The sequence below is a fragment of the Burkholderia cepacia complex sp. TUM26381 genome (assembly GCF_057439935.1).
Genome location: NZ_CM172007.1, coordinates 1,883,886 through 1,910,667 on the forward strand (window position 1 = coordinate 1,883,886; position 26,782 = coordinate 1,910,667).

Consider the following 26,782-nt stretch of genomic DNA (forward strand, 5'->3'; position numbering starts at 1 on the left):
TGAAAGCAGGCTGAAAGTGCCTCGCAATTAACATCCGCGTCACTCGAACAACACTATGCGTAACTGGAGGAAGACATGCCGTTTGCACCGAAGCACCTCGCCGCCGCGCTGGCGATCGTCCTGGGCACTGCCGCCGGCAGCGCCGTCGCGCAGGTTCCGGCCGGGTATCCGGGTAACTACCAGGGCGTGATCGACGCCGCGAAGAAGGAAGGCAAGCTGATCGTCTACTCGACGACCGACACGGGCCTCGTGCGTCCGCTGCTCAAGGACTTCGAAAGCCTGTACGGCGTGAAGGTCGAGTACAACGACATGAACAGCACCGAGCTGTACAACCGCTACATCAGCGAGAACGCGGCAAGCAGCACCAGCGCCGACGTGCTGTGGAGCTCGGCGATGGACCTGCAGGTGAAGCTCGTCAACGACGGCCTGATGGCGTCGTACGATTCGCCCGAAAGCCCGAACGTGCCGCAATGGGCGCAGTACCAGAAGCAGGCGTACGGCACGACGTTCGAGCCGCTCGCGATCGTCTACAACAAGCGCCTGATCCCCGAGAACGAAGTGCCGACGACGCGCGCCGACCTGATCAAGCTGCTCACCACGCAGGCCGACAAGTTCAAGGGCAAGGTCACGACCTACGACATCGAGAAATCGGGCGTCGGCTTCAACTACCTGACGCAGGACGCGCACGTGAACGAGAAGGTCACGTGGGAGCTCGTGAAGGCGATCGGCGCGACCGGCCCGAAGCTGCAGTCGAGCACCGGCGCGATGATGGAACGCATCTCGTCGGGCGAGAACCTGATCGGCTACAACATCATCGGTTCGTATGCCTATGCGAAGGCGAAGAAGGACAAGTCGATCGGCTACGTGTTTCCGAAGGACTACACGCAGGTCGTGAGCCGCCTCGCCACCGTGTCGAAGAAGGCGAAGAACCCGAACGCCGCGAAGCTGTGGGTCGACTACCTGCTGTCGAAGCGCGGCCAGACGCTGATCGCGAACCAGGCGAACCTGTACGCGATCCGCGCGGACGTGAGCGGCGAAACGTCGGCCGCCAGCCTCACGAAGGAACTCGGCGATTCGCTGAAGCCGATCCAGATCGGCACCGGCCTGCTCGTCTATCTCGACCAGTCGAAACGCCTCGCCTTCCTGAAGCAATGGCAGCAGGCGATCAAGCGCTGATCCGCTGACTGCCGGCCGCCCGCCGCACATCGCGCGGGCGGCCCCTTCCCCTTACCGACTTCCTTGAGGCGGCCATCCGGATGGCCGCAGGGGCGAACTCATGCTTTCAACCAGCACACGCGGCACGGCACCGGCCGTTCCACCCGCCACCGGCCCGCGCGACGCGATTCCCGCGCTGCCGGTCAACAGCCTGCAGCCGCTCGCCGGCATGCTGCGCTGGATCGTCGTCGCGGTACTGACCATCGCGGTCGCACTGCCGCTCGGCTTCATCCTGTTCCAGAGCCTGCTGTCCGCGCCGTTCTTCGACGCGAACAAGACGCTCGGCATCGAAGGCTTCCGCTTCATCTTCAGCGATCCCGACTTCTGGTCGGCGGTGAAGAACTCGTTCATCATCGCCGGCGGGATGCTGTTCATCTCGATCCCGCTCGGCGGCATCCTCGCGTTCCTGATGGTGCGCACCGACCTGCCCGGCCGCCGCTGGCTCGAACCGCTGCTGCTCACGCCCGTGTTCGTGTCGCCGATGGTGCTCGCGTTCGGCTACGTGGTCGCGGCCGGCCCGGTCGGCTTCTACTCGGTGTGGTTCAAGGAACTGTTCGGGGTGCAGAACGTGCCCTGGAACGTGTATTCGATCTTCGCGATCACGGTCATCGTCGGCCTCACGCACGTGCCGCACGTGTACCTGTATTCGTCGGCCGCGCTGCGCAACCTCGGTTCGGACGTCGAGGAAGCCGCGCGGGTGACGGGCGCCCGCCCGTTCCGCGTCGCACTCGACGTGAGCCTGCCGATGACGATGCCCGCACTGCTGTTCGCCGGCGTGCTCGTGTTCTTCCTCGGCTTCGAGGTATTCGGGCTGCCGCTCGTGCTCGGCGATCCGGAAGGCCACCTCGTGCTGGCGACCTACCTGTACAAGCTGACCAACAAGCTCGGCGTGCCGTCGTATCACCTGATGGCCGCGGTCGCCGTGTGCATCGTCGCGATCACGTTCCCGCTCGTGCTGCTGCAGCGCCGCCTGCTGAAAACCGCGAACCGCTTCGTCACCGTGAAGGGCAAGGCCGGCCGCGCGACGGTGCTGCCGCTCGGCGTGTGGCGCTGGATCGCGCTCGCGATCGTCGCGCTGTGGCTGATGCTGACCGTGATCGTGCCGATCTCCGGCATCGTGCTGCGCGCGTTCGTGACCAACTGGGGCGAAGGCGTCGCGCTCGCCGAGGTGCTGACGCTGTCGAACTTCGTCGAACTGTTCGAACAGGACAACCTGGTGCGCGCGATCGTCAACACGCTCGGCATCGGCGTGATCGGCGGCGCGCTCGCGATCGGCTTCTACTCGCTCGTCGCGTTCGCCGGCCACCGCCGCCCCGACTGGGCGACCAGGCTGCTCGACTACCTCGTGCTGCTGCCGCGCGCGGTGCCCGGCCTGCTCGCCGGCCTCGCGTTCCTGTGGATCTTCCTGTTCGTGCCGGGCCTGCGCGAGCTGAAGAACTCGATGTGGAGCATCTGGATCGCGTACACGGTCGTGTGGCTCGCATACGGGATGCGCCTCATCCAGAGCGCGCTGCTGCAGGTCGGCCCCGAGCTCGAGGAAGCCGGCCGCAGCGTCGGCGCGACGCGCAGCCGCGTATCGCTCGACGTGACGCTGCCGCTCGTGCGCTTCGGCCTGCTCGCCGCGTGGCTGCTGATCTTCATGATCTTCGAGCGCGAATACTCGACGGCCGTCTACCTGCTGTCGCCCGGCACCGAAGTGATCGGCGCGCTGCTCGTGTCGCTGTGGGCGACCGGCGCCGTCGACCAGGTTGCCGCGCTTTCTGTCATCAACATCGCGATGGTCGGCGCCGGTCTCGGCGTGGCCCTGCGCTTCGGAGTGAAACTTCATGGATAAGCTCATCGTCGACGACCTGCATCTCAGCTACGGCGCCAATCCGATCCTCAAGGGCGTGTCGTTCGAACTGAAGGCCGGTGAAGTCGTGTGCCTGCTCGGCGCGTCGGGCAGCGGCAAGACCACGCTGCTGCGCGCGGTGGCCGGCCTCGAACAGCCGTCCGACGGCCGTATCCAGCTCGACGACCGCGTGTTCTTCGACGGCGCGCGGCGCGTCGACCTGCCCGTCGAGCAGCGCTCGCTCGGCCTCGTGTTCCAGTCGTACGCGCTGTGGCCGCACCGCACCGTCGCCGACAACGTCGGCTACGGGCTGAAGTTGCGCCGCGTCGCCCCGGCCGAACAGAAGCGCCGCGTGCAGAGCGCACTCGACCAGCTCGGCCTCGGCCATCTCGCGGAACGCTTTCCGCACCAGCTGTCGGGCGGCCAGCAGCAGCGCGTCGCGATCGCACGCGCGCTCGTCTACAACCCGCCGGTGATCCTGCTCGACGAGCCGCTGTCGAACCTCGACGCGAAGCTGCGCGAGGAAGCGCGTGCGTGGCTGCGCGAGCTGATCGTGTCGCTCGGGCTGTCGGCCCTGTGCGTGACGCACGACCAGACCGAGGCGATGGCGATGTCCGACCGCATCCTGCTGCTGCGCAACGGCCGCATCGAGCAGGAAGGCACGCCGGCCGAGCTGTACGGCGCGCCGCGCTCGCTGTACACGGCCGAGTTCATGGGCAGCAACAACCGGATCGACGCGCGTGTCGCGGCGATCGACGGCGAATGCGTGACGCTCGCCGGCGACGGCTGGGAGCTGCGCGCCCTCGCCCGCGACACGCTCGCGCCGGGCCAGGACGCGCAGGCCGTGATCCGTCTCGAACGCGTGCAGGTCACCGACGGCCCGGGCGCGAACCGGCTGCAGGCCGACCTCGTCACGTCGATGTATCTCGGCGACCGCTGGGAATACCTGTTCCATTGCGGCGACATGCGCCTGCGCGCGTTCGGCCACGTACCGCGCGCGGCCGGCAAGCACTGGATCGAATTCCCGACCAACGACTGCTGGGCGTTCGCGAAAGCGGGCTGACCCGGTCGCGGCGGCCCACGTGCCGCCGCGCATGCACGCCGCGCGCATCCCGCCATGCGATGACACGCCTGTCCGGCGGACGCCTGGCCGCGTCCGCCGCGGCCGGTTGCGCGCCGCCCCCGTTTCACCCCACCCACAAGAAACAAGGAGACACCGTCAATGAAGTCACGCGCAGAACGCTCCCTTCGCGCCGCCGTCCTGACCGGATCGGCCGCCGTCGCCGGCCTCGCGGCAGGCGCCGCGCACGCGCAGTCGTCGGTCACGATGTACGGGATCATGGACGCCGGCATCGAATACACGAACCATGCGGCGCCGGAAGGCGGCAGCTCGGTCAAGCTGAAGTCGGGCAACAAGAACACGTCGCGCTGGGGCTTGCGCGGCGTCGAGGATCTCGGCGGCGGATTGAAGGCCGTGTTCCGCCTCGAAAGCGGGATCGACCTCGCGAACGGCGCATTCGACGACGGCCCCGACTCGATCTTCGCGCGCCGCGCGACGGTCGGCCTGAAAAGCAAATGGGGCGAACTGACGCTCGGCCGCAACTACACCGTCACGTACGACTACATGCTGCCGTTCGACCCGATGGGTTACGCGCAGAACTATTCGTGGGCCACGTCGTCGATGGCGACGGGCGGCCGCAAGGACGGCATGTTCACGCGCTCGTCGAACGCGGTGCGCTACGACGGCGAGTTCAGCGGCTTCAAGTTCGGCGCGATGTACGGCTTCGGCAACGTGCCGGGCAGCATGAAGACCAGCTCGAAATACGACTTCGCGGTCGGCTACGAGAAAGGCCCGTTCGCGGCGGTCGTCACGTTCGACCGGCAGAACGGCGCGGCCGACAGCGTCACGCCGGCCGATACCGTCAACTATATCCAGGGCATCCACGCGGGCCTGAGCTACGACTTCGGCAACCTGAAGACGATGGCCGGCTATCGCAACTACAAGCGCACGTTCCACACCACGGCGGCGAACCAGTTGAGCGACACGGTCTGGCTCGGCGGGTCGTATCAGTTCACGCCGGCGTTCTCGCTGATCGCGGCCGTCTATCACCAGAACATCAAGGGGGGCAGCGATGCCGATCCGACGCTGGTGTCGATGCGCGCGAACTACGCGCTGTCGAAGCGCACGGTGCTTTACGCGGCAGGCGCGTTCGCGATCGCGAAACATGACCAGAAGGTCGGCGTGTCGCGCGATTTCGCGGGCTACGGCACCACGCAGGTCGGTGTCACGGCGGGGATTCAGCAGCGGTTCTGACGCCGGCTCGACGGGCGGCAGCGGTCGGCCGCCCGTTCTTCACGCCACGCGCGGCGGCATGACGGCGAACGGCCGATCGCTGCCGCGCAGCTCGCCACCCCGCGCCGTCTCCGGCTGGCGGCGTTTCGATACGCCGCTCACTCACTGCGCATCGTGAACACCGGGCGCACGAGACTGTTTGCTTCGCTCCAGTGCTCGCCGACCGCCGACAGCGGCACCGTGCGCGTGCCGATCGCGAAGCCCGCCGGCCCGGCCGCATCGAACACGCCTTGCACCGACGCCAGCAAGCGCGGCAGCGACACGCTGCCGAGGCCGCTGCCCATCAGTTCAATGGCAGTCGCACGCAGTACCGCGCCCGGCAGCAACACGTCCGCACCGCCGATCGAGCCGATCTGCACGAAACGCAGCCGCCGACCATCAGGCGTCGCCTTCGCGGCGGCCACCAGCAGCGTCTGCGCGCTGGCCCCCCACAGATAGTCGAGCACGACATCCACGCCTTCACGGAAATGCGGTTCGAGCGCCCGTGCCAGATGTGCGTCGTCCTGCTGCAACGACACGACGGCATCCGCACCGGCATTCAGTAGCCCCTGCAACACCGCCGCATTGCGGCCCGTCGCGATCACCTTTGCGGCGCCGAGATGTTTCGCGATCCGCACCGCCAGCCGCCCCGACGTCCCGGTTGCGCCATTGACGAGCACCGTCTCGCCCGCGACGAGCCGCGCGCGTTCGGTCAGCGCCGCCCACGACGACATCCCGGGAATCGCAATCGCCGCAGCCGTGACGTCGTCGAGCGTATCCGGCAACGGCACGCACTGCGTATCGGGCGCGATCGTGCGTTCGGCCAGCGCGCCGAACGGCGCGGCAGCGCCGAAGAAGTAGACGCGTTGACCGTCGTCGAGGCGGCCGACACCGTCGACGCCGACGACGAACGGATAGCGTGCGTCCGACGAGTAATGCTTGCCGGACGCACGCGCCTGCGCGATCCGGCTCAATGCGGATGCCGTCACGTCGATCAGACTGTGGCCCGGCATTGCGCGCGGCGCATCGAATTCCATATGAACGGGACGCTCGCCGGCGCCCGTCACGACTGCTGCTTTCATGGTGACTCCTTGATTCGGGGATCTCGATCGACGGTTCCGGGGCGCATCAGCGTGCGTCGAGCCATGCGCGCAGCGCGGGATCGCGGACTTCGAGCACGTCGAACAGGCCGAGCGCCCGCAGTGCGGGCAACGCGTCGATCGCGTCGGCCTCCGCGCGCGCCCGGTCGGCGGGTGCTGCGCTCGGGTCGATCAACACACGCGCGTTGACCAGGAACGCGCCGACGGTGCCCTTGCGGATCGTCGTTCCGCCGATCGTCATCCGGTCGGTCTGGTCGGGAAGCATCTGTTCGGCTCGCATCGCGTCGTACTCCGGTTGTCATCGATGGACGCAGTGTAGGCGTGCGAAGCCGGCCGATCTCCGGTATAACAGCCATTCGATACCGATTTCCGGCCATGTCCGATCCGCTCCTGCCCGCCCGATTCATCACGTCCGACGACGGCCCGTTCGTGGTCGCCGCCGTGCTGTCGCAACGCGACCCGCGCGTGACAGCCGCGCATTCGCATGCGCGCGGCCAGCTCGTCGGCGCGCTGAGCGGGCTGGTGACGATCGGTCTCGACGATCAGGACTGGGTCGTGCCGGCGATCCACGCGATCTGGATTCCGCCGCATTGCCGGCATTCGCTGCGCTCGTTCGGGCCGATTGCCGGCTGGTCGGCGTTCATCGCCGAGGCGCGCTGCGCGGCGCTGCCGGCCACGCCGCGCGCGCTCCGCACGACGCCGCTGCTGCGCGAAGCCGTGCAGCGCGCGGCAAGCTGGGGCGATTCGGAACTGGACGCCGCGCAGACGCGGATCGCCGACGTGATCCTCGATGAAATCGCGGCGTCGGAGGTCGAGGCGCTGGGGCTGGTACGGCCGCAGGATCCGCGGCTCGTGAAGATCACCGATGCGCTGGCCGCGGATCTCGCGGACAACCGGCGGCTGGAGGAATGGGCCGAATGGGCCGGCATCAGCGCACGGACGATGAGCCGCCGCTTCGTCGCCGAAACGGGGCTGACGTTCGCGCAGTGGCGTCAGCAGGCCAGGCTGCTGCGGGCGCTGGAGCGCATTGCCGACGGCGTGCCGGTGACGACGATCGCGCTCGATCTCGGGTACGACAACGTGAGCGCATTCATCGACATGTTCCGGCGTGCGCTGGGAACGACGCCGGGAAGATATATGGAGGCGGGACGGCGCACGGAAGAATAAGTGCAGCGATGCACGGCGGAAGGCGGACCGTTCGACAGGTCGAACCCAGCCCCCCGCCGCCGCGTCAATACGTGCCGTCGCCCTGCTTCACGGCCTCGCCGCCGTTCCCCTTGAACTGCGCGGCCAGCCGCTCCGCGCTTCTCGCGAGCAGCGTCGTATCGACACCGACCGCGACGAACCGCGCACCCGCTGCCAGGTAACGCCGCGCGGCCGTTTCATCGGCACTGAGTATGCCCGGCGCCTTGCCGGCCGCCTTGATCGTCCGGATCGCGCCGTCGATCGCGGCCTGCACGTCCGGATGCCCCGGATTGCCGAGATGCCCGAGGTCGGCGGCGAGATCGGCCGGCCCGATGAACACGCCGTCGACCCCCTCGACCCGCGCGATCGCATCGATTGCATCGAGCCCCGCCCGCGTCTCGACCTGCACGAGCACGGCCATTTCGTCGTTCGCGCGATGCAGATAGTCGCCGACACGATTCCACCGCGACGCACGCGCCAGCGCACTGCCGACGCCGCGAATCCCGTGCGGCGGGTAACGTGTCGCGGCCACGGCCGCGCGCGCTTCGTCGGCGCTCTGCACCATCGGCACGAGCAGCGTCTGCGCGCCGAGGTCGAGCACCTGCTTGACGATCACCGGATCGTTCCACGGCACGCGCACGACCGGATGCGACGGGTACGGCGCGATCGCCTGCAGCTGCGCGAGGATCGTCGGCACCGTGTTCGGCGCATGCTCGCCGTCGATCAGCAGCCAGTCGAAACCGGCGCCCGCGACGACTTCGGCACTGTACGGATTCGCGAGCCCGAGCCACAGCCCGACCTGCGCATCGCCGCGTGCCAGCGCGGCCTTGAACACATTCGACGGAATCTGCATCGTTCGCTCACCTCACTCGAAATAGCACTGGATCGTCCCGAGCGGGCCGTAGTCGACGCTGAACGTGTCGCCCGAGCGCGCCGCGCACGGCCGTGTGAACGAGCCGCCGAGCACGATCTGCCCGGGTTCCAGCGCGACGTCGAAGCGCGACAGCCGGTTCGCGAGCCACGCGACGCCGTTCGCCGGATGGTTCAGCACGCCGGCCGCGACCCCCGTTTCCTCGACCACGCCGTTGCGCGACATGATCGCCGCGACCCAGCGCAGGTCGACGTCCTGCGGCCGCACCGGCCGGCCGCCGATCACGACGCCCGCGTTCGCCGCGTTGTCGGCGATCGTGTCGAACACCTTGCGCGGCCGTTTCGTATCGGGGTCGATCGACTGGCTGCGCGCGTCGATGATCTCGAGCGCCGGCACGACGTAGTCGACCGCGTCGTACACGTCGAAGATCGTGCAGTTCGGGCCGGTGAGCCGCTTGCCGAGCACGAACGCGAGCTCGACCTCGACGCGCGGCACGATGAAGCGGCCGGTCGGGATCGTGCCGCCGTCTTCGAAGAACATGTCGTCGAGCAGTGCGCCGTAGTCGGGCTCGTCGATCTGCGACGTGTTCTGCATGGCCTTCGACGTCAGGCCGATCTTGTGCCCCTTCAGCGTGCGGCCTTCCGCGAGCTTGAGGGTCACCCACGCGCGCTGGATCGCATACGCGTCGTCGATCGTGATGTCGGGATGGTCGAGCGAGATCTGGCGGATCTGCTTGCGCTCGCGCTCGGCGTCGTGCAGACGCTGCGCGAGCTGGTCGATGATGGCGGGTTCGAGCATGGTCGGATCGGGAATGGGGTTCAGCCGGCCCGCTTGTAGCGGGCGTGAATGTTGTTGTGCTTGTACGAGCCGCTTTCGCTGAACTCGGTCAGTTCCATCGACAGCGCGAGGGTGCGTTGCGCGTACAGTTCGGCGAAATGCAGCTTGATCGCGTCGAACAGCGCGTCGCACGCGGCCTTCTTCTGCGCGTCGGTGCGGCCCGAGCCGATCTTCAGCGTCACGTGGACGAACGCGTCGTCCTCCGTGCCGTCGGCGACGCAGTAGTCCTGCAGTTCGATCGCGCGCGAACGGATGCCGCCGGTCGGGAACACGCCGCCCTGCGCGATCAGCGTCGCGTTGATCGTGCGCAGCAGCGCGGGAATGCGCGCGTCGTCGCGGATGTTCGCGGTGTATTCGACGACGATGTGTGGCATGGAAAACCTCCGGTCGGATGTCGGGTGCGCGGCGCTCAGGACAGCGGGAAGATCGCGTTGATCTGCCCGGTGCCCGAACTCGCGAAATAGTCGGTGACGATCTCGACGGGCTTGTCGTAGCGGTCCCAGCCGAGCAGCCCGAGCAGCATCGCCGTATCGTGCATCCCGCCTTCGCCGTGGCAGTGCGTGTTGTACTCGGGCAGCATCGCGCAGAAGGTCTTGAAATCGCCCTGCTTCCACAGCTCGACCACGCGCAGGTCGACCTGCCGGAAGAATTCGCGGCTGATCTGGTGGATCGATTCCTCGGGGCTGCCGTTGTCGTTGAAGCGGTGCGACAGCGAACCGCTCGCGAGAAACGCGACGTTCGAATCGCTCTGCTCGATCGCTTCGAGCAGCGCCTCGCCGAAGCGGCGGCTTTCGTCGAGCTGGTGCCACATGCACCAGCCGGCGATCGACACGACCTTGAAATGCTGGTCGGCGTTCATGTAGCGCATCGGCACCAGCGTGCCGTATTCGAGTTCGAGGCTGTCGATCTCGTGCGCGCGCGTCGCGATGCCGCGCCCGGTCGCCGTCTCGGCGATCAGCCGGCCGAGCGCCGGATTGCCCGGATACGCGTACTGCATGTCGCGGATGAAATGCGGCAGCTCGTTGCTCGTGTAGGTGCCCGAGAACCGGGCATTGCAGTTCACGTGATAGCCCGCGTTGACGAGCCAGTGCACGTCCGACACGACGATCGTGTCGACGCCGAGCGCACGGCAGCGCTCGCCGATCAGCTGGTGGCCGCGGATCGCCGCCTCACGGCAACCGTGATGCTTGCCGGGCAACTCCGACAGGTACATCGACGGCACGTGCGTGATTTTCGCGGCGAGGGACAATTTGCCCATCGTTTAGTCTCCGTATGGTCTTTGCAGCGACTCGGCCCGCGCCCGTCACACGCCCCAGCGCGGGACGTGATGCGAACCCATCGAGATGCACACGTTCTTGATCTCCGCGAACACCTCGAAACTGTATTCGCCGCCTTCGCGCCCGGTGCCCGACTCCTTCACGCCGCCGAACGGCTGGCGCAGATCGCGCACGTTCTGGCTGTTCACGAACACCATGCCGGCCTCGATCCCGCGTGCCAGACGATGCACCTTGCCGACGTCCTGCGTCCAGATGTACGACGCGAGGCCGTACGCCGTGTCGTTCGCGAGCCGCAGCCCGTCGTCTTCGTCCTCGAACGGGATGATGCAGGCGACCGGCCCGAAGATCTCTTCCTGCGCGATGCGCATCCGGTTGTCGACGTCGGCGAACACGGTCGGACGCACGAAGTTGCCGTTGCGCAGATGGTCGGGCAGCCCGGCCGGCTTGTCCGCGCCGCCCGCGACCACGCGCGCGCCTTCCTGCTCGCCGATGCGGATATAGCCCGTCACCTTCTCCCAGTGCTGGCGCGTGATCATCGCGCCGAGATTCGTGCCCGGATCGGCCGGATCGCCCACCACCAGGTTGTTCGCGCGGCGCGCGAATTCCTGCACGAAGCGATCGTAGATCGTGCGCTGCACGAAGATCCGCGATCCGGCGGTGCAGCGTTCGCCGTTGATCGAGAAGATCGTGAACAGCGACGCGTCGAGCGCGCGATCGAAATCGGCGTCGTCGAAGACCAGCACCGGCGACTTGCCGCCCAGCTCCATCGAATACTTCTTGAGACCGGCACGCTCCATGATGCGCTTGCCGGTGACGGTGCCGCCGGTGAACGACACCGCGCGCACGTCCGGATGCCGCACGAGCGCGTCGCCGGCGGTTGCGCCATAGCCCTGCACGACATTCAGCACGCCGGGCGGAATGCCGGCTTCAAGAGCGAGCCGGCCGAGCTGGTCGGCCGTCAGCGGCGACAGTTCCGACATCTTCAACACGGCCGTGTTGCCGAGCGCGAGGCACGGCGCCGTCTTCCACGTCGCGGTCATGAACGGCACGTTCCACGGCGACACCAGCGCGCACACGCCGACCGGCTGGTACAGCGTGTAGTTCAGCATCTGGTCGTCGACCGGATACGTGCGGCCGTTCATCTGCACGCATACTTCCGCGAAGAAGTTGAAGTTCTCGGACGCACGCGGAATCAGCTGCTTGCTCGTCTGCGCGATCGGCAGGCCCGTGTCCTGCGTCTCCAGCGCCGCGAGCATCGGCACGTTCTTCTCGATCAGCTCGCCGAGCTTGCGCATCAGCTTCGCGCGCTCCTTCGCGGGCGTGTTCGCCCATTTCGGAAACGCTTCCTTCGCCGCGCGCACGGCCGCGTCGACCTCGACCTCGCCGCCCGACGCGACGTCGGTGATGACGTCACCCGTCGCGGGGTTCAGCGTCGTGAAGGTTTCGCGGCTCTCCACTTCGCGGCCGCCGATCCAGTGCTTGATGGTCATGTGCTCTCCTTGGGCGACGGGCTCAGCCGGCGCGATAGTAGTCTGCTTCGCCGACGATCGTGTTCACGAGCCGGCCAATCCCTTCGATCTCGGTCACGACCTCGTCGCCCGGCTTCGTGTCCGCCAGCCCCTCGGGCGTGCCGGTCAGGATCAGGTCGCCCGGCGAGAGCGTCATGAAACCGCTGATGTGCTCGATCAGCGCCGGCACGTCGAAAATCATGTCGCGCGTGCTGCCGCGCTGCGTCTCCTGGCCGTTCACGGTCGTGCGCAGCATCAGGTCGCCTGCGTCGCCGATCTCGTCGCGCCTGACGAACCACGGCCCGAGCGGCGTGCAGGTGTCGCGGTTCTTCACGCGCAGGTTCGGGCGGTAGTAGTTCTCGAGATAGTCGCGGATCGCGTAGTCGTTCGCGACCGTATAGCCGGCCACGTAGTCGATCGCCTGCGCACGGCCCACGTTGCGCGCGGGCCGGCCGATCACGACGGCCAGTTCGCACTCGTAGTGCATGTGCGTCGCGTCCGCCGGGCGCACGGTGCGCGACCGGTGGCCGACGAACGTGTTCGGCCCCTTCAGGAAGATCAGCGGCTCGCTCGGCGCCTTGAACGCGAGTTCCTTCGCGTGGTCGGCATAGTTCAGGCCGAGCGCGAACGTCGTGCGCGGCGCGACGGGCGGCAGCCACGCCACCACGTCCTCGGCGACCACGCGCCCCGTATCGAGGCGGATCATGCCGTCGCCGGCCGGTTCGGCCGCATGCAGTGCGCCGTTGTAGATCACGCGCGCCGTCTTCATCGTGCTTCCTCCGCAACCAGCGTATGCCGCAGCGTGCCGATGCCGGCGGCTGAAATCTCGATCGTGCTGCCCGCGCGGGCGCGCGGTGCGCCGCCCGCGACGCCGAGCAACAGCACGTCGCCCGCGTCGAACGACATGAACGCCGTCACCTCGGCGATCAGCTCGCGCACCGGGCGGACCAGCGTCGCGGTCGATCCGGACACCGCCACCTCGCCGTCGATCCACACGGTCAGGCCGATCGCGTCGACATCGCCGAGCGCGGCGGCCGGCACGATGGCCGGGCCCAGCGGGCAGAAGCCGTCACGGCACTTGAAGCGCACGGCCGGACGGTAGTAATCGGGATGCGGCACCGAGACGTCGCTCGCGAGCGTGAAACCGTGCACGTAGTCGAGCGCCTGCTCGGCCGGCACGCGCGTCGCGCGCCGGGCAAACACGACGGCCACCGATGCGCCGATCTCGAGCGCATCGACGCCGGCCGGCACGACGACGGCCGCACCGTCGGCCGCATGCGTGTTGGCAGGCTTGATATACAGGATCGGCGCCTGCGGCGGGCGGCCGTAAGGCGGTGCGTTCACGGCATCGCCGAGCGCGTCGAGCGCCGCGCGCTCGTTGAGCAGCGCCCCGTAGACGGTACCGATGGCGACCGGCAACGGCGGTGCCGCGGCGGTCGTGCAAGACAGCTCCATGCGTCATTCCCCTGCCGCGCGTCGCGGCGCATCGTCAATAGTTAATATCTTAAGTAAACAATCGGGCGCTGGCAACCTCGATTACCCTGAGATGCGAAATTCATCACCTTCGGCTGTTAAGATTGATGCGTCCCCGTCCTCTACCCACCCCGATGAACCGTACGCTCGACCATCGCAACCTGGCCATGCTGCTGCTCGAGGCCCGCGAAACGCTGATGGGTCTGTTTCGCCCCATTCTCAAGGAATTCGCGCTGACCGAACAGCAATGGCGGATCATCCGCGTGCTCGACGGCGAACCGGCGCATGCGCTCGAGGCAGGACAGATCGCCAGGCGCTGCTGCATCCTGAGCCCGAGCCTCACGGGCGTGCTGGAACGGATGGAGCGCGACGGCCTGATCACGCGCACGCGCGCGCAGGAAGATCAGCGCCGGCTGCTGGTCAGCCTGACGCCGCAAAGCAGGAAACTGGTGACGGAAATCGGTCCGCGCATCGACGAGCAATACCGGCAGCTCGAGTCGCGCTTCGGCCAGGACGGCCTCGAAGACATCTACCGCGCGCTCGACCGGCTCATCGAGCTCGGCGGCAACGCGTGATGGCGGCGCCCGCTCCCGTCACGCACGGGAACGGGCACCGGCCCGGTGCGGGCGGTCAGTGCACCGCGCCGCGCATCAGCTCGGTCACGGCGACGCCACGCGACGTGCGCATGCATTCCTCGACGTAATCGATGAACGGCAACGGCTCGAAATCGATTTCGTCGCGTACGCGGCGGTTGTCGAACACGCGATCGACCGTCGCGAATTCCCCGCAGCGCTGCAGCGCCCGGCCGATCACGCGCTCGAGCGCCGGATCGGGCCGCCCGAGCACATCGCGCACCACGAGCGGCAGTTCGGCCGGCGCGCACGCCGCGTAGCGCGGCGCCCCCGTCATCCCCGCCGCCTCGTCCATCGCGCGCACGATCTGCGCGACCTGCGGCGCCTCGTCGCCGGCCGACACGTGATAGACGTCGTGCGCGAGCGTCGGCTTCACGGCCAGCAGCATCGTCGCGCGCGCCACGTCGTCCACCGACACGATGTCGATGCGCGTCATCGGCCGCGCGGTGAAGCGGCGCGCGGCATGCGCCAGCCGGAACATCCAGAACGAATTCGGCGCAGGCCGCGTGCCGAGCACCGTATGGCCGACCACGTGCGACGGCCGCACGACGACGAGCGGCAGCCCGAGCGCGCGCAGGCGCTGCTCCGTTTCCGCCTTCGCGTGCAGGTAGCCGGCCGCGAGCACCGCGCCCGGCAGGCCTTCGTCGTTGTGCGCCGTGTCGTTCAACGCGTCGCCCATCGCTTCCTCCTGCACGATCCCGCCGCGGCCCGCATGCGCATAGGCCGTGCCGACGTACACGAAGCGCTGCAGGCGCGGCGCGCGTGCAAAGCGTTCGGCGAAGTGCACCGCATCGGCGATGTCGGCCTGCAGGTGCGCGCCGTCTGCGGGCGATGCATGGCCCGCGCAGTGAATCACATGCGTCGCGCCGGCGAGGCGCGGTGCATCGGCGCCGCGCCATACGTCGCCGAGCGCACCGACGATCACGTTCGCGTCGGTCAGACGCGATGCCCAATACGGCGCGAGCCCGGCGCGCAATGCCGCTTCGCGCAGCCGCGCGACCGCATGGCCGCGGTCCTGCGCACGCACGACGCAGACGATGCGGTCGAGCAGCCCAGCATTCACGAGCGCCGTCAGCACGGTACTGCCGATGAAGCCGGTCGCGCCGGTCAGCACCAGCCGTCCGACGTTCGCCGCCGCGACCGGTGCGCTGGCCGGCGACACGAGGCTCGTCCGCCAGTTAAGCGACAACGCGGTTTTCCAGATCAGCACGATAGTCTCCTTCGAAGAATCGGCCGGGCGGCGCGGCACCCGCGGTTGCGGGCTGCGCACGGCACACCGGCCGGGCCGGGGCTGACGCGCGCCCTGGCAGCCCCGATCGGGCGTGCGGCCTGCGATCGCGTCGATCGCGCTCTGGCACGAGGCGGCGGCAGCCGCCGCGGACGGGCGTCCGCGGCACCGGATCGGGAAGTTCCCAGTGTGGGGCCCGACCGAATGCAAGTCTGTCCCGAAAGTTTCGTGAAAGTGTGCCGATTTGTACGCGATTGTCGGAGTGTGTCAGGCCGGCCGCACCGTCAACACGCTGAAACATCCGTCCGGGCAGCGTCCGGGCCCGGTCTTGCCGCATCCGTCGGCACCGTGTCCGGCGGCACATCGCGCGCGACAGATCGACGCGCCCCGCCGCCATGTCATCCCATGTCTCGCGCACCATCGACGGGCGCATCGGCGGAACGGCCGCCCGTGATGCCCGTCACTGCGCAAGCCTCCGGAATGACCACGAATCGTCAGACGTCGTTTCATCTGAAACCGCAATAGACTCAATACGGACTTATTGCGGATTAACACTTGCGTTTCACACCAGTCTATCTAGACTGATCAAGTCAAAACGGTCCAATGTGTCATTTTCTAGGAGACGATCACAATGCGCCTCACCATTCGGATTAATGGCAGCGAATCGGCAACCCGGCATTCCTTCGCGGTACTGTGGGTCGACACCGACGAGGGGCTGTGGTCGCGCGAGGCACATCAGGGCATCGATCTTCCGACCTGGGGCAAGGTCCGCGACGTCGAGGGCGCAATGGCGCTCTGCGCGGCCGACAGCGGGAACGCCGTGTGCCAGTTGAAGGGGCTGTCGTTCGACGCGACCCAGCGCGAACAGGGCCCCGCCGTGCTCGCCGGCGATCATGCCGGTGCGTGGCGGCTGCAGGAAATCGATCGCTGCACGACCCAGCCGGAATACCGCGAATTCATTTCCGTTGCACGCTAGGATTTATTGACGTGAATCGTCTGCGGTTTTCGGGTTTATTCCGGTCTCGGTAATATTCATTTCGATATTCAGTATTAACGACGCCCCTTTTCGGGGCGTTTTTCATTTTCGGGCATAAAGAAATAATCGAGGCCCGGGCAATTGATCGCGTTGCGCCGACGGCCGCGATCGACCGGCGCCGGCATCCGCATACGCGGATCGACGCGCGGCCGGACGCTCGCCTCATCGCCTGCCGCCACACCGACATCCCGCGTTCCCCGCGCCGTTCCTGCCCCCGTTTCCGCGTACGGCCGAATCGCCGTTTAACGTTTTTTCACGGGGCCGGAACACACTTTCCCCACACGGTGTTTACTCATTTATTACAATCGCATTATCCAGACTGATTTGCCGCCGCCCGGCGGCCTGACCCGGCCATTGCATGAGCGTGAAAAAGAAGACCCACCCCGCCGATCCGTACGCGGCTGCGACCAAGAATCCGATGCTCGCGTCGCGCCTGCCGATGTGGCGCTCGAGGTTCATCGTGGTCATCGTGTTCCTCGCGTTCGCCGCGCTGATCGCGCGGGCTTTCTGGGTGCAGGTCGCGAACCAGGATTTCTACGTCGGCCAGGGCCAGAAGCGCTACCAGCGCACGATCGAGCTGGATGCAATGCGCGGGCGCATCGTCGACCGCAACGGTGCGATGCTCGCGGTCAGCCTGTCGACCTATGAAATCTGGGCGAACCCGAAACAGGTCGCCGATACCGACTATCCGCAGATCGCGAAGCTGCTCGACATGCCGCTCGTCGAGGTGAAGCGGCGGCTCGGCAACGAGAAGACCTTCGTGCTCCTCAAGCGGCAGGTCGACGCCGATACCGCGGGCCGCCTCGACAAGCTCGCGATCGACGGCATCACGCAGATCGCCGATTCGAAGCGCTTCTATCCCGAAGGCGAATCGGCCGCGCACGTGGTCGGCTTCACGAACGTCGAGGACAAGGGCCAGGAAGGCGTCGAGCTCGCGGCGAACGCCCGCCTGCAAGGCACGTCCGGGCAGCGCGAAGTGATCCGCGACCGGCTCGGCCGCATCGTGTCGGATACGCGCCCGCTCGTCCCAGCGCAGCACGGCGCGACGATCGAACTGACGATCGACCGCCGGATCCAGCAGCTCGCGTACAGCCAGCTCAAGGCGGCCGTGGTCGAGAACAACGCGGAGGCCGGCAGCGTCGTCGTGCTCGACGCGCAGAACGGCGAAATCCTCGCGCTCGCGAACTACCCGACTTTCGACCCGAACGACCGCGCGCGCCTCACCGGCCAGCAATTGCGCAACCGCGCGGTGATCGACACGTTCGAGCCGGGCTCGACGATCAAGCCGCTCGTCGTCGCGCTGTCGATCGACGAACGCAAGGTCACGCCGAACACGATCATCAACACGTCGCCGGGCACCTACAAGATCGGCCCGGCCGTGATTCACGACACGTCGAACCACGGGTCGCTGACCGTCTCGCAGGCGCTGCAGAAGTCGAGCAACGTCGCGCTCGCGAAGCTCGCACTGAACCTGCCCGCCGAAACGATCTGGAACAAATACCAGGAGTACGGGATCGGCCGAGCGCCGGAACTGACGTTCCCGGGTGTCGCGTCGGGCCGGCTGCGCGGCTACAAGCGCTGGCGGCCGATCGAGCAGGCGACGATGGCGTACGGCTACGGGCTGTCGATGTCGCTGCTGCAGATCGCGCAGACCTACACGGCCTATGCGGGCGACGGCACGCTGCACCCGGTGTCGCTGCTGAAGAACGGCACCGACCAGCAGACGATCGACGCGCATCGCGGCCACCGCGTGACGTCGCCGCAGACGGCCGCGTCGATCCGCTCGATGCTCGAGATGGCGGTCGGCGAAGGCGGCACGGGGCGCCGCGCGCGCGTCGACGGCTACCGGATCGGCGGCAAGACCGGTACCGCGCGCAAGCAGGTTGGCGCGACCTATGCAAAGGGCAAGTACCGCGCGCTGTTCGCGGGGATGGCGCCGATGAGCAACCCGCGCCTGATCGTCGCGGTGATGATCGACGAGCCGCGCGGCAAGGGCTACTACGGCGGCACGGTGGCCGGCCCGGTATTCGCGTCGGTCACGAGCGGCTCGCTGCAACTGCTCGGCGTGCCGCCCGATGCACCCGTCGAGCCCGAGAAGAATGCGCCGGCGAAGGCTGCTGCGCCGCAGAAGACGGTGGCTGCGCCGAAGGCGGCGGCCCCGGCCAGGACGGCCGTCTCGCAGAAACCGGCCCCGCTCAGGACGGCCGCGCACGCTGCTACGGCTGCGCCGGCGAAGACTGCTGCCGCAAGCTGAAGAAGCCGCTCGGGCGATGCTGCATGCGCGTCGCCCGCTCCCTCCTCGCCCCCGCTTTCATCCCACTTTCTAGGAATGCGCCGCATTATTTGAGCGTTCCCGCCGCGTCCTCCTACAATTTTTGCGCGCCGCAGGCGGCCTTGCCTGCGCGCCCGACTACAAAAACGGAGAGAGACGCATGCGATTCCACTGGAAAACGCTCGTGCTGGCTACCGCGAGCGTCACGCTGCTGGGCGGCGCCCCGGCCCGGGCCGCCGATGCCACCGACGTGAAAATCGGCTTCCTCGTCAAACAGCCGGACGATCCGTGGTTCCAGGACGAATGGCGCTTCGCCGAGCAGGCCGCGAAGGAAAAACACTTCACGCTGATCAAGATCGCGACGCCGAGCGGCGAGAAAGTATCGACCGCGCTCGACAGCCTCGCCGCGCAGAAGGCGCAAGGCGTGATCGTCTGCGCGCCCGACGTGAAGCTCGGCCCCGGCATCGCGGCAAAAGCGAAACGCGCGGGGATGAAGCTGATGTCGGTCGACGACCAGCTCGTCGACGGCCACGGCGCGCCGCTCCCGGGCGTGCCGCACATGGGCATCTCCGCGTACAGGATCGGCCAGCAGGTTGGTCAGGCGATCGCCGACGAGACCAGGCGGCGCGGCTGGAACCCGGCCGAAGTGGGCATTATCCGGATTGCCTACGACCAGTTGCCGACCGCGCGCGAACGCACGGCCGGCGCGGTCGATGCGCTGAAGGCCGCCGGATTTCCGGCCGCGAACGTGATCGACGCGCCCGAAATGACAGCCGATACCGAAGGCGCGTTCAACGCGGCCAACATCGCGCTCACCAAGCATGCGAACTTCAAGCGCTGGGTCGCGTTCGGCTCGAACGACGATACGACGGTCGGCGCAGTGCGCGCCGCCGAGGGGCGCGGGATCGGCGCGGACGCGATGGTCGCGGTCGGCATCAACGGCAGCCAGGTCGCGCTCAACGAATTCGCGAAGCCGAAACCGACCGGTTTCTACGGTTCGATCCTGCTGAATCCGCGCCAGCACGGCTACCAGACGAGCATCGACATGTATGACTGGATTACGAAGAACCAGGCGCCGCCGCCGCTCGTGCTGACGTCCGGCACGCTGATCACGCGCGACAACGAGAAGCAGGCGCGCGCCGCGCTCGGCCTGTGAGCCTGCACCAGGAGCCGACATGACACGCACTACCCTCGTGACGGGCGCCGCCGGCGGCATCGGCCAGGCGCTGTGCCGTACCTTTCTTGCTGCCGGCGACCGCGTGCTCGCGCTCGATCGCGACCGCGCGGCGCTGGACGGCTTCATCGATACGCTCGGCGACGCGCGCGCGACACCGGTCGTCGACGACCTGACCGACGCCGAACGGCTGCGCTCGGTGCTCGAAGCCCATCCGCCGGCCGACGTGCTGGTCGCGAACGCGGGCACGGCCGCATCGACCACGCTGCGCGACACGACGCCCGCCAGCTGGCGCACCGATCTCGATGCGAACCTGACGGCCACCTACGTGAGCGTCGAGGCCGTGCTGCCCGCCATGCGCGCGAACCGGCGCGGCGCGATCGCGATCATCGGTTCGGTGAACGGCGTGCACGCGCTCGGGCATCCGGCCTACAGCGCGGCGAAGGCCGGGCTGATCAGCTACACGAAATCACTCGCGATCGAATACGGCCGCGACGGCGTGCGCGCGAACATCGTGCTGCCGGGCACGGTGAAGACGCCCGCCTGGGAAGCGCGCGTGCAGCGCAACCCGCAGGTGTTCGAGCAATTGAGGAAGTGGTATCCGCTCGACGATTTCGCGACGCCCGACGACGTCGCGCAGGCCGCGCTGTTCCTGTGCTCGCCGGCCGCGCGGATCATCACCGGCGTCGCGCTGCCGGTGGACGGCGGCCTGCTGGCCGGCAATCGCGTGATGGCGCAGGAACTGACGCTCGAGACGTTTTACTGAGCGATCGTGAAGCGGCCCGCAGGGCCAGCGGCCGCCCGGGCCGCCGCGCCCTGCCCGATACGCGGCCCGATACGCGGCGCGATGCCGCGCGCCATCAGTGCGCGGCCGCGACCGGCTTCACCATCCGGCCGAGCACGTGCTCGGTCATCCCGCGTGCGAGTTCGGTCTCGCCCATGAATACGGTGCCGATTCCTTCGTGCGACAGCAGCGCGGCCTCGTCGCCGCTGTTCGTGCACAGCACGACCTCGAGCGTCGGGTTGAGCGTGCGCGAGATCTCGACGATCTGCCGCACGTCGAACACGTCGGGCAGCGTGACGACCAGCATCCCGGCGCGCGCGATATGCGCCTGCACGAGCACGATCGGCTCGATCGCATCGCCCGATACGGCCGCAATGCCGTCCGCGCGCAGCTTCTCGACGAGTTCGCGATTCTGCTCGACGACGACGTACGCGATCCCGCGCTCGTCCAGCGCATGTGCGATCCGTGTGCCGACCTTGCCGTAGCCGACGATCACGACCTGCCCGGTCAGGTGCGTCTGCGGCGTCGACATCGGCAGCGCGGCGAGCGGATCGTCGCGCGCCTCGAGTTTGCGCGCGAACGCGGAATGCTTGCGGATCCACGCGAGTGCGGGGTCGATCATCGCGAACAGCAGCGTGTTCATCGCGATCGAGATCAGCGCGACCGCGAGAATCAGGCTTTGCCCCTCGGCCGACAGCAGCCCGAGCGCCCGGCCCAGCCCCGCGAGGATGAACGAGAATTCGCCGATCTGCGCGAGGCCCGCGCCGACCGTCAGCGCGGTGTTCAGCGGATAGCGGAACGCAATCACGAGCGCGACGGCCGCGAGCGTCTTGCCGACCAGCACGATCGCCGCGACCTCGATCACGTGCAGCGGCTCGTCGAGCAGCACCTTCGGGTCGAACAGCATGCCGACCGAGATGAAGAACAGCACCGAGAACGCGTCGCGCAGCGGCAGCGTCTCGTCGGCCGCGCGCCGGCTGAATTCCGACTCGCGCATCATCATCCCGGCGAAGAACGCGCCGAGCGCGAACGACACGTCGAACAGCTTCGCCGCGCCGAACGCGATGCCGACCGCGGCCGCGATCATGCACAGCGTGAACAGCTCGCGCGAACCGGTGCGCGCGACGAGCCACAGAATGCGCGGGAACACGCGCTTGCCGACCACCAGCATCAGCGCGATGAATGCCGCGACCTTCAGCATCGTGACGCCGAGCGTGCCCCACACGCTGCCGCCGGCCGCCTGCGTATCGCCGGGCGGCGTGCCGCCGAGCAGCCCCGCGACGGGCGGCAGCAGCACCAGCACGAGCACCATCACGAGATCCTCGACGACCAGCCAGCCGACCGCGATGCGCCCGTTGACCGTCTCGACGAGCCCGCGCCCTTCCAGCGCGCGCAACAGCACGACGGTGCTCGCGACCGACAACGCGAGCCCGAACACGAGCGCCGCGCCGAGGCTCCAGCCCCACGTGAGCGCGAGCCCGCCGCCGAGCAGCGTCGCGACGGTAATCTGGACGACGGCGCCCGGCAGCGCGATCTTGCGCACCGCGAGGAGATCGCCGAGCGAAAAATGCAGGCCGACGCCGAACATCAGCAGCATCACGCCCACTTCCGCGAGCTGCTGCGCGAGCGACAGGTCGCCGACGAAACCGGGCGTGCCGGGGCCGATCACGATCCCGGCGAGCAGATAGCCGACGAGCGGCGGCATTTTCAGCAGCGACGCGAGGTAACCGAAGATCATCGCGAGACCGAAACCGGCCGCGAGCAACGCAATCAGGCTGACGTCATGAGGCATCCCCCCTCCCAAGTTCTTGTAACTATTTAGTAAGGTTCAAGAGTGAGAGGATAAGGGATGAGGCGGAAGAATGGCGCGCGGCCACGAAAATATCACGCGGCGGCGCGCCTTTGCGGGGTGCAACCCCGGCGGAACGGCAGGCGCCGCACGTCGCGGCCGGCGCCCTGAAACGGGCCGGGCTGGCGGGGCCGGGGCCCCGCCGCCGGCGTCAACGCGACGCTTGCGGGAACCGCGCGCCCGGCGGCGGTTCGGGCCGCGTCGACGGCACGCTCTTGCGCACCTTCGCGACCTGCGCGGCCGTCACCGGCGCGCCGGTATTGCCCCAGCTCGTGCGCACGAAGTTCGACACGTCCGCGACTTCCTGGTCCGACAGGCGCCAGCCGAACGGCGGCATCGTGAAGGTCGACGGCGCGGTGCGCGTCCCCTCCAGCGCGCTGCCTTCCAGTACGACGTGGATCAGCGAGGTCGGATCGTCGCCCTGCACGACCGGGTTGCCGGCCAGCGCCGGGAACACGCGCGTGTAGCCGTGGCCGTCGCTGCGGTGGCAGGCCATGCAGTTGTCGCGATAGACGGCCGCGCCCGGCTTGCTCGCATCGCCGGTCTGCAGCGCCTTCGCGGCGGCCGCATCGTACACGTGCGGCTGCTCGCCCTGCACGCGCGGCGGCAGCGTCTTCAGGTAGCGCGCGATCGCGTTCAGGTCGCCGTCGGTCATGTGCTGCATGCTGTGGCCGACCACGTCCGTCATCCCGCCGAATGCGGCCGTGCGCAGCGTGCGGCCCGTCTTCAGGAACTGCACGATCTCCGCTTCGTTCCAGGAGCCGAGGCCCGTGCGCGGCTCGCCGCGCAGGCTCGTCGGCACCCAGCCGTCGATCGCCGCGCCGCCGGCCAGGAAGTCCGGGCCGTCCGCGTCGGTCAGCCCGCGCTCCTGCATCGTCGGCGCGCGCGGCGTGTGGCACGCGCCGCAGTGGCCGAGGCCCTGCACGAGATACGCGCCGCGCGCGACCACCGGATCGGTGTACGGCGCCGTATCGAACGGCTTCGGCGTCGGCGCGAACATCTTGCGCCAGATGCCGAGCGGCCAGCGCATCGACAGCGGCCACACGATGTCGACGGCGCGGTTCTCGTGCTCGACGGGCGCGACGCCGTGCATGAAGTACGCGTACAGCGCCTTCATGTCGTCGTCGGTGACGCGCGCGTACGACGGGAACGGCATCGCCGGATACATCGTGTCACCGTTCTTGCGCACGCCTTCGCGCACCGCACGCGTGAAGTCCTCGTAGGTCCAGCCGCCGAGGCCCGTCTTCGGGTCCGGCGTGATGTTCGTCGAGTAAATGCCGCCGATCGGCGTGTCGAACTTCAGCCCGCCCGCGAACGGCTTGCCGCCGCTCGCGGTGTGGCACGCGATACAGTCGCCGGCGCGCGCGAGGTATTCGCCGCGCTTGATCAGGTTCGCGTCGGCGGACTGGGCCACCGGTGCAGCCGCCGGGCCGGAAGCCGCGGCGGGCGCCGCCGGTTGCGCGAAGGCCGTCGTGCCGGCCAGGCCGAACACGGCCCAGCTCGCACCGGCCGCCAGTGCGCGCCACAACGGGGACATACGGCGCGTGGCGAGGGAGTTCATCGTCCTCTTCATACGGTCACCAGCGGGGCAGGATTCTTCAGGTATTGCTCGCGGATCGCACGTGCCGACCAGTAGGCCAGCGCCGCGATGATCCCGGTCGGGTTGTAGCCGATGCCCTGCGGCAGCGCGGACGCGCCCATCACGAACACGTTGTGCACGTCCCAGCACTGCAGGTAGCGGTTCAGCACGCTCGTCTTCGGGTCGGTGCCCATGATCGCGCCGCCGACGAGGTGAGTCGTCTGGTACGCGCGCGAATCGAAGTGCTTGCCGAACTCGCGCGTCGACACGCCGATTGCCTTCGGCCCCATCGCTTCCGCGATCTTCTTCATCTGCCCGGTCACGTACTGCGCCATCTTGATGTCGTTGTCCTTCCAGTCGAACGTCATCCGCAACAGCGGCTGGCCGTACGAATCGCGATAGGTCGGATCGAGGTCGAGATAGACGTCGCGATACGACATGTTGGTGCCGTGCGCGTCCATCGAAATCGTGTGCGCGTAGTTGTCCTTGACGGCCTTCTTCCACGCCGAGCCCCACTGCGGCGTACCGGGCGGCGTGGCGATGCCGCTGATCGGCTTCACGCCGGCCTGGTTCACCCACAGCGGCGAGCCGCCGACGAAGCCGAGCGGGCCGTGGTCGAAGTTGTCCGCGTTGAAATCGTCCACCGCGACGCCGTTGCCGCCCGCGCCGATGAACGGGTTCGTGTAGGTGTCCTTGTCGAAGAACGCCTTGATCGTCGACAGGTTCTGGTACGCGAAATTGCGGCCGACGACGCCCTCGCCCGAGACCGGATCGTACGGCTTGCCGATGCCCGACAGCAGCAGCAGGTGCACGTTGTGGTACTGGAACGCGGCCACGATCACGAGATCGGCCGGCTGGTGCACTTCGCGCCCGGCCGGATCGACGTAGGTCACGCCCGTTGCGCGCTTCTTCGTGTCGTCGAGATCGACGCGCAGCACGTGGCACTTCGAGCGCAGCTCGAAGTTCGGCGCCTGCTTCAGCGCGGGCAGGATGTTCAGGTTCGGCGACGCCTTCGAGTACATGTAGCACGCGTAGCCGCTGCAATAGCCGCAGAAGTTGCACGGGCCCATCTGCACGCCGTACGGGTTCGTGTACGGGCCCGACGTATTCGCCGACGGCAGCCGGTACGGATGCAGGCCGAGCGACTTGGCGGCATCGGAGAAGCGCTGCGCCGAATACGTATTGAGCTGTGCGGGCAGCGGGAAGTTGTCGCTGCGGTTCGCTTCGAACACGTTGCCGTCGCCGACCACCTTGCCGCCGACCTTGTACGCCTGACCCGACGTGCCGAACACCTTCTCGGCGAAGTCGAAATACGGCTCGAGCTCGTCGTAGGTCACGCCGGTATCCTGGATCGTCATCCCTTCGGGGATGAACTTCTTGCCGTAGCGCTCTTCATAGTGGCTGCGCAGGCGCAGCTCTTCCGGCGTGATCCGGAAATGCACGCCCGACCAGTGCAACCCCGCGCCGCCGACGCCTTCGCCCGGCAGGAACGCGGCGAGCTGCCGGTACGGCAGCGCGGTGTCCTGCAGGCCGTGGCGGATCGACACGGTCGTCTTCGACAGGTCGAGGAACAGCTTCTTGCGGATGTTGTAGGTCAGCTCGTCGATCGTGTTCGGATACGCGCCGTCCGGATAGGTGTCGCGATATTCGCCGCGCTCGAGCGCGACGACCTTCAGGCCCGCTTCGGTCAGTTCCTTCGCGAGAATCGCGCCGGTCCAGCCGAAGCCGACGATCACCGCATCGACATGCGGTTTTTTCTCTGCGGCCATCAGCTGCGCTCCCCGTTGATCGAGACGGGGCCGTACGGATAGGCCTTGCCGCTCTGGTTGACGAAATCCATGAAGTCGGCGCGCGCGCCCGGAAAGCCGATCATCTTCCACGCGGCCATGTCGCGATTGCCGCCATGCACCGGATCGCAGAAATAGCCTTCCCGCGTGTTCTGCAGCAACTGGCCGAAGAACACGCCGGGCGGCACGTCGTCGATCTGCGCGCCGCCCTTCTCCAGCGCGCCGAGCACCGCGTCGCGCGTCGGTGCGTCGAGATCCGCGAACGCCTTGCCGTGCGCCTTCTCGCAATAGCGGTTGACCGCCGCGATGCCGAGCCGGTAAATGTCGCGCGGCACCAGCTTCAGCTGGTAGCCGAGTTCGGGTACGCCCTGCTGGAACGGCCCCTGCATGTACCACGTCGCGCCGTGCGCATACGGCGTCTCCATCTGGCGGTCGATGAATTCGGGCACGCCCGATTCGAGCGCGCCGGGGCCTTCGGCGTCGGCCGGGATCAGCCGGTCGACGGCGGCCTGGACGAACGCCCACTCCTTCGCATCGAAGAAGGTCGGCTTGTACGGGGCGCGTTCGGCGTTGGCCGATGCGGCGGGCGCGTTGCCGGCCGTCGTCGCGGATTGCGACGACGAGCGCAGGTCGCAACCCGCGACCGACGCGATCGGCACGAGCGCGACCGACGTGCGCAGGAAACGGCGGCGCGAGTTGGGTTTGTCAGGTGGCGTGGACATGGTCGGATGTTGATCGTTGGGGATCGGGGTCCGGACGCGCGCACTCCGCATGCGGCATGTCCGGCATGGCAGCCATGCCGCGCGCGGCCG

General features: G+C 67.9%; 24 protein-coding genes. 10 read left to right on the forward strand and 14 right to left on the reverse strand.

From position 1 onward, the window contains the following. Positions 1-75 precede the first annotated feature (75 nt). The 4 genes from ACWMMN_RS25180 to ACWMMN_RS25195 all read left to right on the forward strand — a co-directional run bounded on the left by ACWMMN_RS25180 (position 76) and on the right by ACWMMN_RS25195 (position 5,360). A complete protein-coding gene (locus tag ACWMMN_RS25180; RefSeq protein ID WP_059240716.1) occupies positions 76-1,176 on the forward strand; it encodes an ABC transporter substrate-binding protein in 1,101 nt (366 codons plus the stop codon). 100 nt (positions 1,177-1,276) lie between these two features. Continuing rightward, positions 1,277-3,049, forward strand: a complete 1,773-nt coding sequence (locus tag ACWMMN_RS25185) for an ABC transporter permease (RefSeq protein WP_486423271.1) — start codon at positions 1,277-1,279, stop codon at positions 3,047-3,049. Beyond that, complete coding sequence (locus tag ACWMMN_RS25190) at positions 3,042-4,109, forward strand: ABC transporter ATP-binding protein (RefSeq protein WP_059240718.1); 1,068 nt, start codon at positions 3,042-3,044, stop codon at positions 4,107-4,109. The genes ACWMMN_RS25185 and ACWMMN_RS25190 overlap by 8 nt, the downstream gene beginning before the upstream one ends. 159 nt (positions 4,110-4,268) lie before the next feature. Then, positions 4,269-5,360, forward strand: a complete 1,092-nt coding sequence (locus ACWMMN_RS25195; RefSeq protein ID WP_174991805.1) for a porin — start codon at positions 4,269-4,271, stop codon at positions 5,358-5,360. A 137-nt stretch (positions 5,361-5,497) separates the two neighbouring features. On the opposite strand, the gene ACWMMN_RS25200 is transcribed toward ACWMMN_RS25195, so the two are convergent. Together ACWMMN_RS25200 and ACWMMN_RS25205 are read right to left on the reverse strand one after the other, a co-directional pair. After that, a complete protein-coding gene (locus ACWMMN_RS25200) occupies positions 5,498-6,460 on the reverse strand; it encodes a quinone oxidoreductase family protein (protein ID WP_486423272.1) in 963 nt (320 codons plus the stop codon). 46 nt (positions 6,461-6,506) lie between these two features. Continuing rightward, positions 6,507-6,758 (reverse strand): hypothetical protein, encoded by a 252-nt coding sequence (locus ACWMMN_RS25205; protein WP_059240721.1) that lies wholly within the window; start codon positions 6,756-6,758, stop codon positions 6,507-6,509. Positions 6,759-6,853: 95 nt separating this feature from the next. Here ACWMMN_RS25205 and ACWMMN_RS25210 point away from each other — a divergent pair, with 95 nt between their 5' ends. Then, positions 6,854-7,645 (forward strand): AraC family transcriptional regulator, encoded by a 792-nt coding sequence (locus ACWMMN_RS25210; protein ID WP_059240722.1) that lies wholly within the window; start codon positions 6,854-6,856, stop codon positions 7,643-7,645. A gap of 64 nt (positions 7,646-7,709) precedes the next feature. Here ACWMMN_RS25210 and hpaI read toward each other — a convergent pair whose 3' ends face one another. The 7 genes from hpaI to ACWMMN_RS25245 are packed head-to-tail and all read right to left on the reverse strand — an operon-like array spanning position 7,710 to position 13,611. Beyond that, a complete protein-coding gene (gene hpaI, locus ACWMMN_RS25215; protein ID WP_059240723.1) occupies positions 7,710-8,516 on the reverse strand; it encodes a 4-hydroxy-2-oxoheptanedioate aldolase in 807 nt (268 codons plus the stop codon). A 12-nt stretch (positions 8,517-8,528) separates the two neighbouring features. Then, positions 8,529-9,332 carry a 2-oxo-hept-4-ene-1,7-dioate hydratase gene (hpaH, locus tag ACWMMN_RS25220; protein ID WP_059240724.1) on the reverse strand — a complete coding sequence of 268 codons (804 nt, stop codon included), beginning with the start codon at positions 9,330-9,332 and terminating at the stop codon, positions 8,529-8,531. A 20-nt stretch (positions 9,333-9,352) separates the two neighbouring features. Beyond that, positions 9,353-9,745: a 5-carboxymethyl-2-hydroxymuconate Delta-isomerase gene (locus tag ACWMMN_RS25225; protein WP_059240725.1), complete on the reverse strand. Its 393-nt coding sequence runs from the start codon at positions 9,743-9,745 to the stop codon at positions 9,353-9,355. 35 nt (positions 9,746-9,780) lie between these two features. Then, on the reverse strand, positions 9,781-10,629 hold the full coding sequence (hpaD, locus tag ACWMMN_RS25230; RefSeq protein ID WP_059240726.1) for a 3,4-dihydroxyphenylacetate 2,3-dioxygenase: 849 nt from the start codon (positions 10,627-10,629) through the stop codon (positions 9,781-9,783). Positions 10,630-10,674: 45 nt separating this feature from the next. Next, positions 10,675-12,138: a 5-carboxymethyl-2-hydroxymuconate semialdehyde dehydrogenase gene (hpaE, locus tag ACWMMN_RS25235; RefSeq protein ID WP_174991808.1), complete on the reverse strand. Its 1,464-nt coding sequence runs from the start codon at positions 12,136-12,138 to the stop codon at positions 10,675-10,677. A 22-nt stretch (positions 12,139-12,160) separates the two neighbouring features. Beyond that, on the reverse strand, positions 12,161-12,925 hold the full coding sequence (locus tag ACWMMN_RS25240) for a fumarylacetoacetate hydrolase family protein (protein WP_340625034.1): 765 nt from the start codon (positions 12,923-12,925) through the stop codon (positions 12,161-12,163). Then, positions 12,922-13,611 (reverse strand): fumarylacetoacetate hydrolase family protein, encoded by a 690-nt coding sequence (locus ACWMMN_RS25245; RefSeq protein ID WP_340625035.1) that lies wholly within the window; start codon positions 13,609-13,611, stop codon positions 12,922-12,924. The genes ACWMMN_RS25240 and ACWMMN_RS25245 overlap by 4 nt, the downstream gene beginning before the upstream one ends. Before the next feature lie 152 nt (positions 13,612-13,763). On the opposite strand from ACWMMN_RS25245, the gene hpaR reads away from it, so the two are divergent. Continuing rightward, positions 13,764-14,204, forward strand: a complete 441-nt coding sequence (gene hpaR / locus ACWMMN_RS25250) for a homoprotocatechuate degradation operon regulator HpaR (protein WP_034179682.1) — start codon at positions 13,764-13,766, stop codon at positions 14,202-14,204. Between the two features lie 55 nt (positions 14,205-14,259). On the opposite strand, the gene ACWMMN_RS25255 is transcribed toward hpaR, so the two are convergent. Further along, positions 14,260-15,471 carry an SDR family oxidoreductase gene (locus ACWMMN_RS25255; protein ID WP_059240730.1) on the reverse strand — a complete coding sequence of 404 codons (1,212 nt, stop codon included), beginning with the start codon at positions 15,469-15,471 and terminating at the stop codon, positions 14,260-14,262. A gap of 649 nt (positions 15,472-16,120) precedes the next feature. On the opposite strand from ACWMMN_RS25255, the gene ACWMMN_RS25260 reads away from it, so the two are divergent. From ACWMMN_RS25260 to ACWMMN_RS25275, 4 genes are all read left to right on the forward strand, one after another. Further along, entirely contained in the window at positions 16,121-16,465 is a 345-nt protein-coding gene (locus ACWMMN_RS25260; protein ID WP_059240731.1) for a DUF3564 family protein, read from the forward strand. Between the two features lie 418 nt (positions 16,466-16,883). Next, positions 16,884-18,779, forward strand: coding sequence for a peptidoglycan D,D-transpeptidase FtsI family protein (locus ACWMMN_RS25265; RefSeq protein WP_174991811.1), 1,896 nt, complete (start codon positions 16,884-16,886; stop codon positions 18,777-18,779). A 178-nt stretch (positions 18,780-18,957) separates the two neighbouring features. After that, positions 18,958-19,953: an arabinose ABC transporter substrate-binding protein gene (locus ACWMMN_RS25270; protein ID WP_486423273.1), complete on the forward strand. Its 996-nt coding sequence runs from the start codon at positions 18,958-18,960 to the stop codon at positions 19,951-19,953. Positions 19,954-19,972: 19 nt separating this feature from the next. Further along, positions 19,973-20,737 carry an SDR family oxidoreductase gene (locus tag ACWMMN_RS25275; protein ID WP_486423274.1) on the forward strand — a complete coding sequence of 255 codons (765 nt, stop codon included), beginning with the start codon at positions 19,973-19,975 and terminating at the stop codon, positions 20,735-20,737. A gap of 94 nt (positions 20,738-20,831) precedes the next feature. Here the strand turns inward: ACWMMN_RS25275 and ACWMMN_RS25280 are convergent, their stop codons facing one another. From ACWMMN_RS25280 to ACWMMN_RS25295, 4 genes are all read right to left on the reverse strand, one after another. Then, positions 20,832-22,547 (reverse strand): cation:proton antiporter domain-containing protein, encoded by a 1,716-nt coding sequence (locus ACWMMN_RS25280; protein WP_059240735.1) that lies wholly within the window; start codon positions 22,545-22,547, stop codon positions 20,832-20,834. Positions 22,548-22,755: 208 nt separating this feature from the next. Next, entirely contained in the window at positions 22,756-24,177 is a 1,422-nt protein-coding gene (locus tag ACWMMN_RS25285; RefSeq protein ID WP_256086462.1) for a c-type cytochrome, read from the reverse strand. Further along, a complete protein-coding gene (locus ACWMMN_RS25290) occupies positions 24,174-25,952 on the reverse strand; it encodes a GMC family oxidoreductase (RefSeq protein ID WP_059240737.1) in 1,779 nt (592 codons plus the stop codon). Before ACWMMN_RS25290 ends, ACWMMN_RS25285 begins: the two co-directional genes overlap by 4 nt. Continuing rightward, positions 25,952-26,692, reverse strand: coding sequence for a gluconate 2-dehydrogenase subunit 3 family protein (locus tag ACWMMN_RS25295; RefSeq protein WP_059240738.1), 741 nt, complete (start codon positions 26,690-26,692; stop codon positions 25,952-25,954). Before ACWMMN_RS25295 ends, ACWMMN_RS25290 begins: the two co-directional genes overlap by 1 nt. Positions 26,693-26,782 lie beyond the last annotated feature (90 nt).

Coding starts and splice junctions, on each gene's coding strand:
- ACWMMN_RS25270 (WP_486423273.1), top strand. CDS start 18,958: ATGCGATTCCACTGGAAAACGCTCGTGCTGGCTACCGCGAGCGTCACG.
- ACWMMN_RS25260 (WP_059240731.1), top strand. CDS start 16,121: ATGCGCCTCACCATTCGGATTAATGGCAGCGAATCGGCAACCCGGCAT.
- hpaE (WP_174991808.1), bottom strand. CDS start 12,138: ATGACCATCAAGCACTGGATCGGCGGCCGCGAAGTGGAGAGCCGCGAA.
- ACWMMN_RS25225 (WP_059240725.1), bottom strand. CDS start 9,745: ATGCCACACATCGTCGTCGAATACACCGCGAACATCCGCGACGACGCG.
- ACWMMN_RS25295 (WP_059240738.1), bottom strand. CDS start 26,692: ATGTCCACGCCACCTGACAAACCCAACTCGCGCCGCCGTTTCCTGCGC.
- ACWMMN_RS25200 (WP_486423272.1), bottom strand. CDS start 6,460: ATGAAAGCAGCAGTCGTGACGGGCGCCGGCGAGCGTCCCGTTCATATG.
- ACWMMN_RS25210 (WP_059240722.1), top strand. CDS start 6,854: ATGTCCGATCCGCTCCTGCCCGCCCGATTCATCACGTCCGACGACGGC.
- ACWMMN_RS25285 (WP_256086462.1), bottom strand. CDS start 24,177: ATGAAGAGGACGATGAACTCCCTCGCCACGCGCCGTATGTCCCCGTTG.
- ACWMMN_RS25265 (WP_174991811.1), top strand. CDS start 16,884: ATGAGCGTGAAAAAGAAGACCCACCCCGCCGATCCGTACGCGGCTGCG.
- ACWMMN_RS25195 (WP_174991805.1), top strand. CDS start 4,269: ATGAAGTCACGCGCAGAACGCTCCCTTCGCGCCGCCGTCCTGACCGGA.
- ACWMMN_RS25245 (WP_340625035.1), bottom strand. CDS start 13,611: ATGGAGCTGTCTTGCACGACCGCCGCGGCACCGCCGTTGCCGGTCGCC.
- ACWMMN_RS25185 (WP_486423271.1), top strand. CDS start 1,277: ATGCTTTCAACCAGCACACGCGGCACGGCACCGGCCGTTCCACCCGCC.
- hpaR (WP_034179682.1), top strand. CDS start 13,764: ATGAACCGTACGCTCGACCATCGCAACCTGGCCATGCTGCTGCTCGAG.
- ACWMMN_RS25205 (WP_059240721.1), bottom strand. CDS start 6,758: ATGCGAGCCGAACAGATGCTTCCCGACCAGACCGACCGGATGACGATC.
- hpaD (WP_059240726.1), bottom strand. CDS start 10,629: ATGGGCAAATTGTCCCTCGCCGCGAAAATCACGCACGTGCCGTCGATG.
- ACWMMN_RS25180 (WP_059240716.1), top strand. CDS start 76: ATGCCGTTTGCACCGAAGCACCTCGCCGCCGCGCTGGCGATCGTCCTG.
- hpaI (WP_059240723.1), bottom strand. CDS start 8,516: ATGCAGATTCCGTCGAATGTGTTCAAGGCCGCGCTGGCACGCGGCGAT.
- ACWMMN_RS25240 (WP_340625034.1), bottom strand. CDS start 12,925: ATGAAGACGGCGCGCGTGATCTACAACGGCGCACTGCATGCGGCCGAA.
- ACWMMN_RS25280 (WP_059240735.1), bottom strand. CDS start 22,547: ATGCCTCATGACGTCAGCCTGATTGCGTTGCTCGCGGCCGGTTTCGGT.
- ACWMMN_RS25290 (WP_059240737.1), bottom strand. CDS start 25,952: ATGGCCGCAGAGAAAAAACCGCATGTCGATGCGGTGATCGTCGGCTTC.
- hpaH (WP_059240724.1), bottom strand. CDS start 9,332: ATGCTCGAACCCGCCATCATCGACCAGCTCGCGCAGCGTCTGCACGAC.
- ACWMMN_RS25190 (WP_059240718.1), top strand. CDS start 3,042: ATGGATAAGCTCATCGTCGACGACCTGCATCTCAGCTACGGCGCCAAT.
- ACWMMN_RS25275 (WP_486423274.1), top strand. CDS start 19,973: ATGACACGCACTACCCTCGTGACGGGCGCCGCCGGCGGCATCGGCCAG.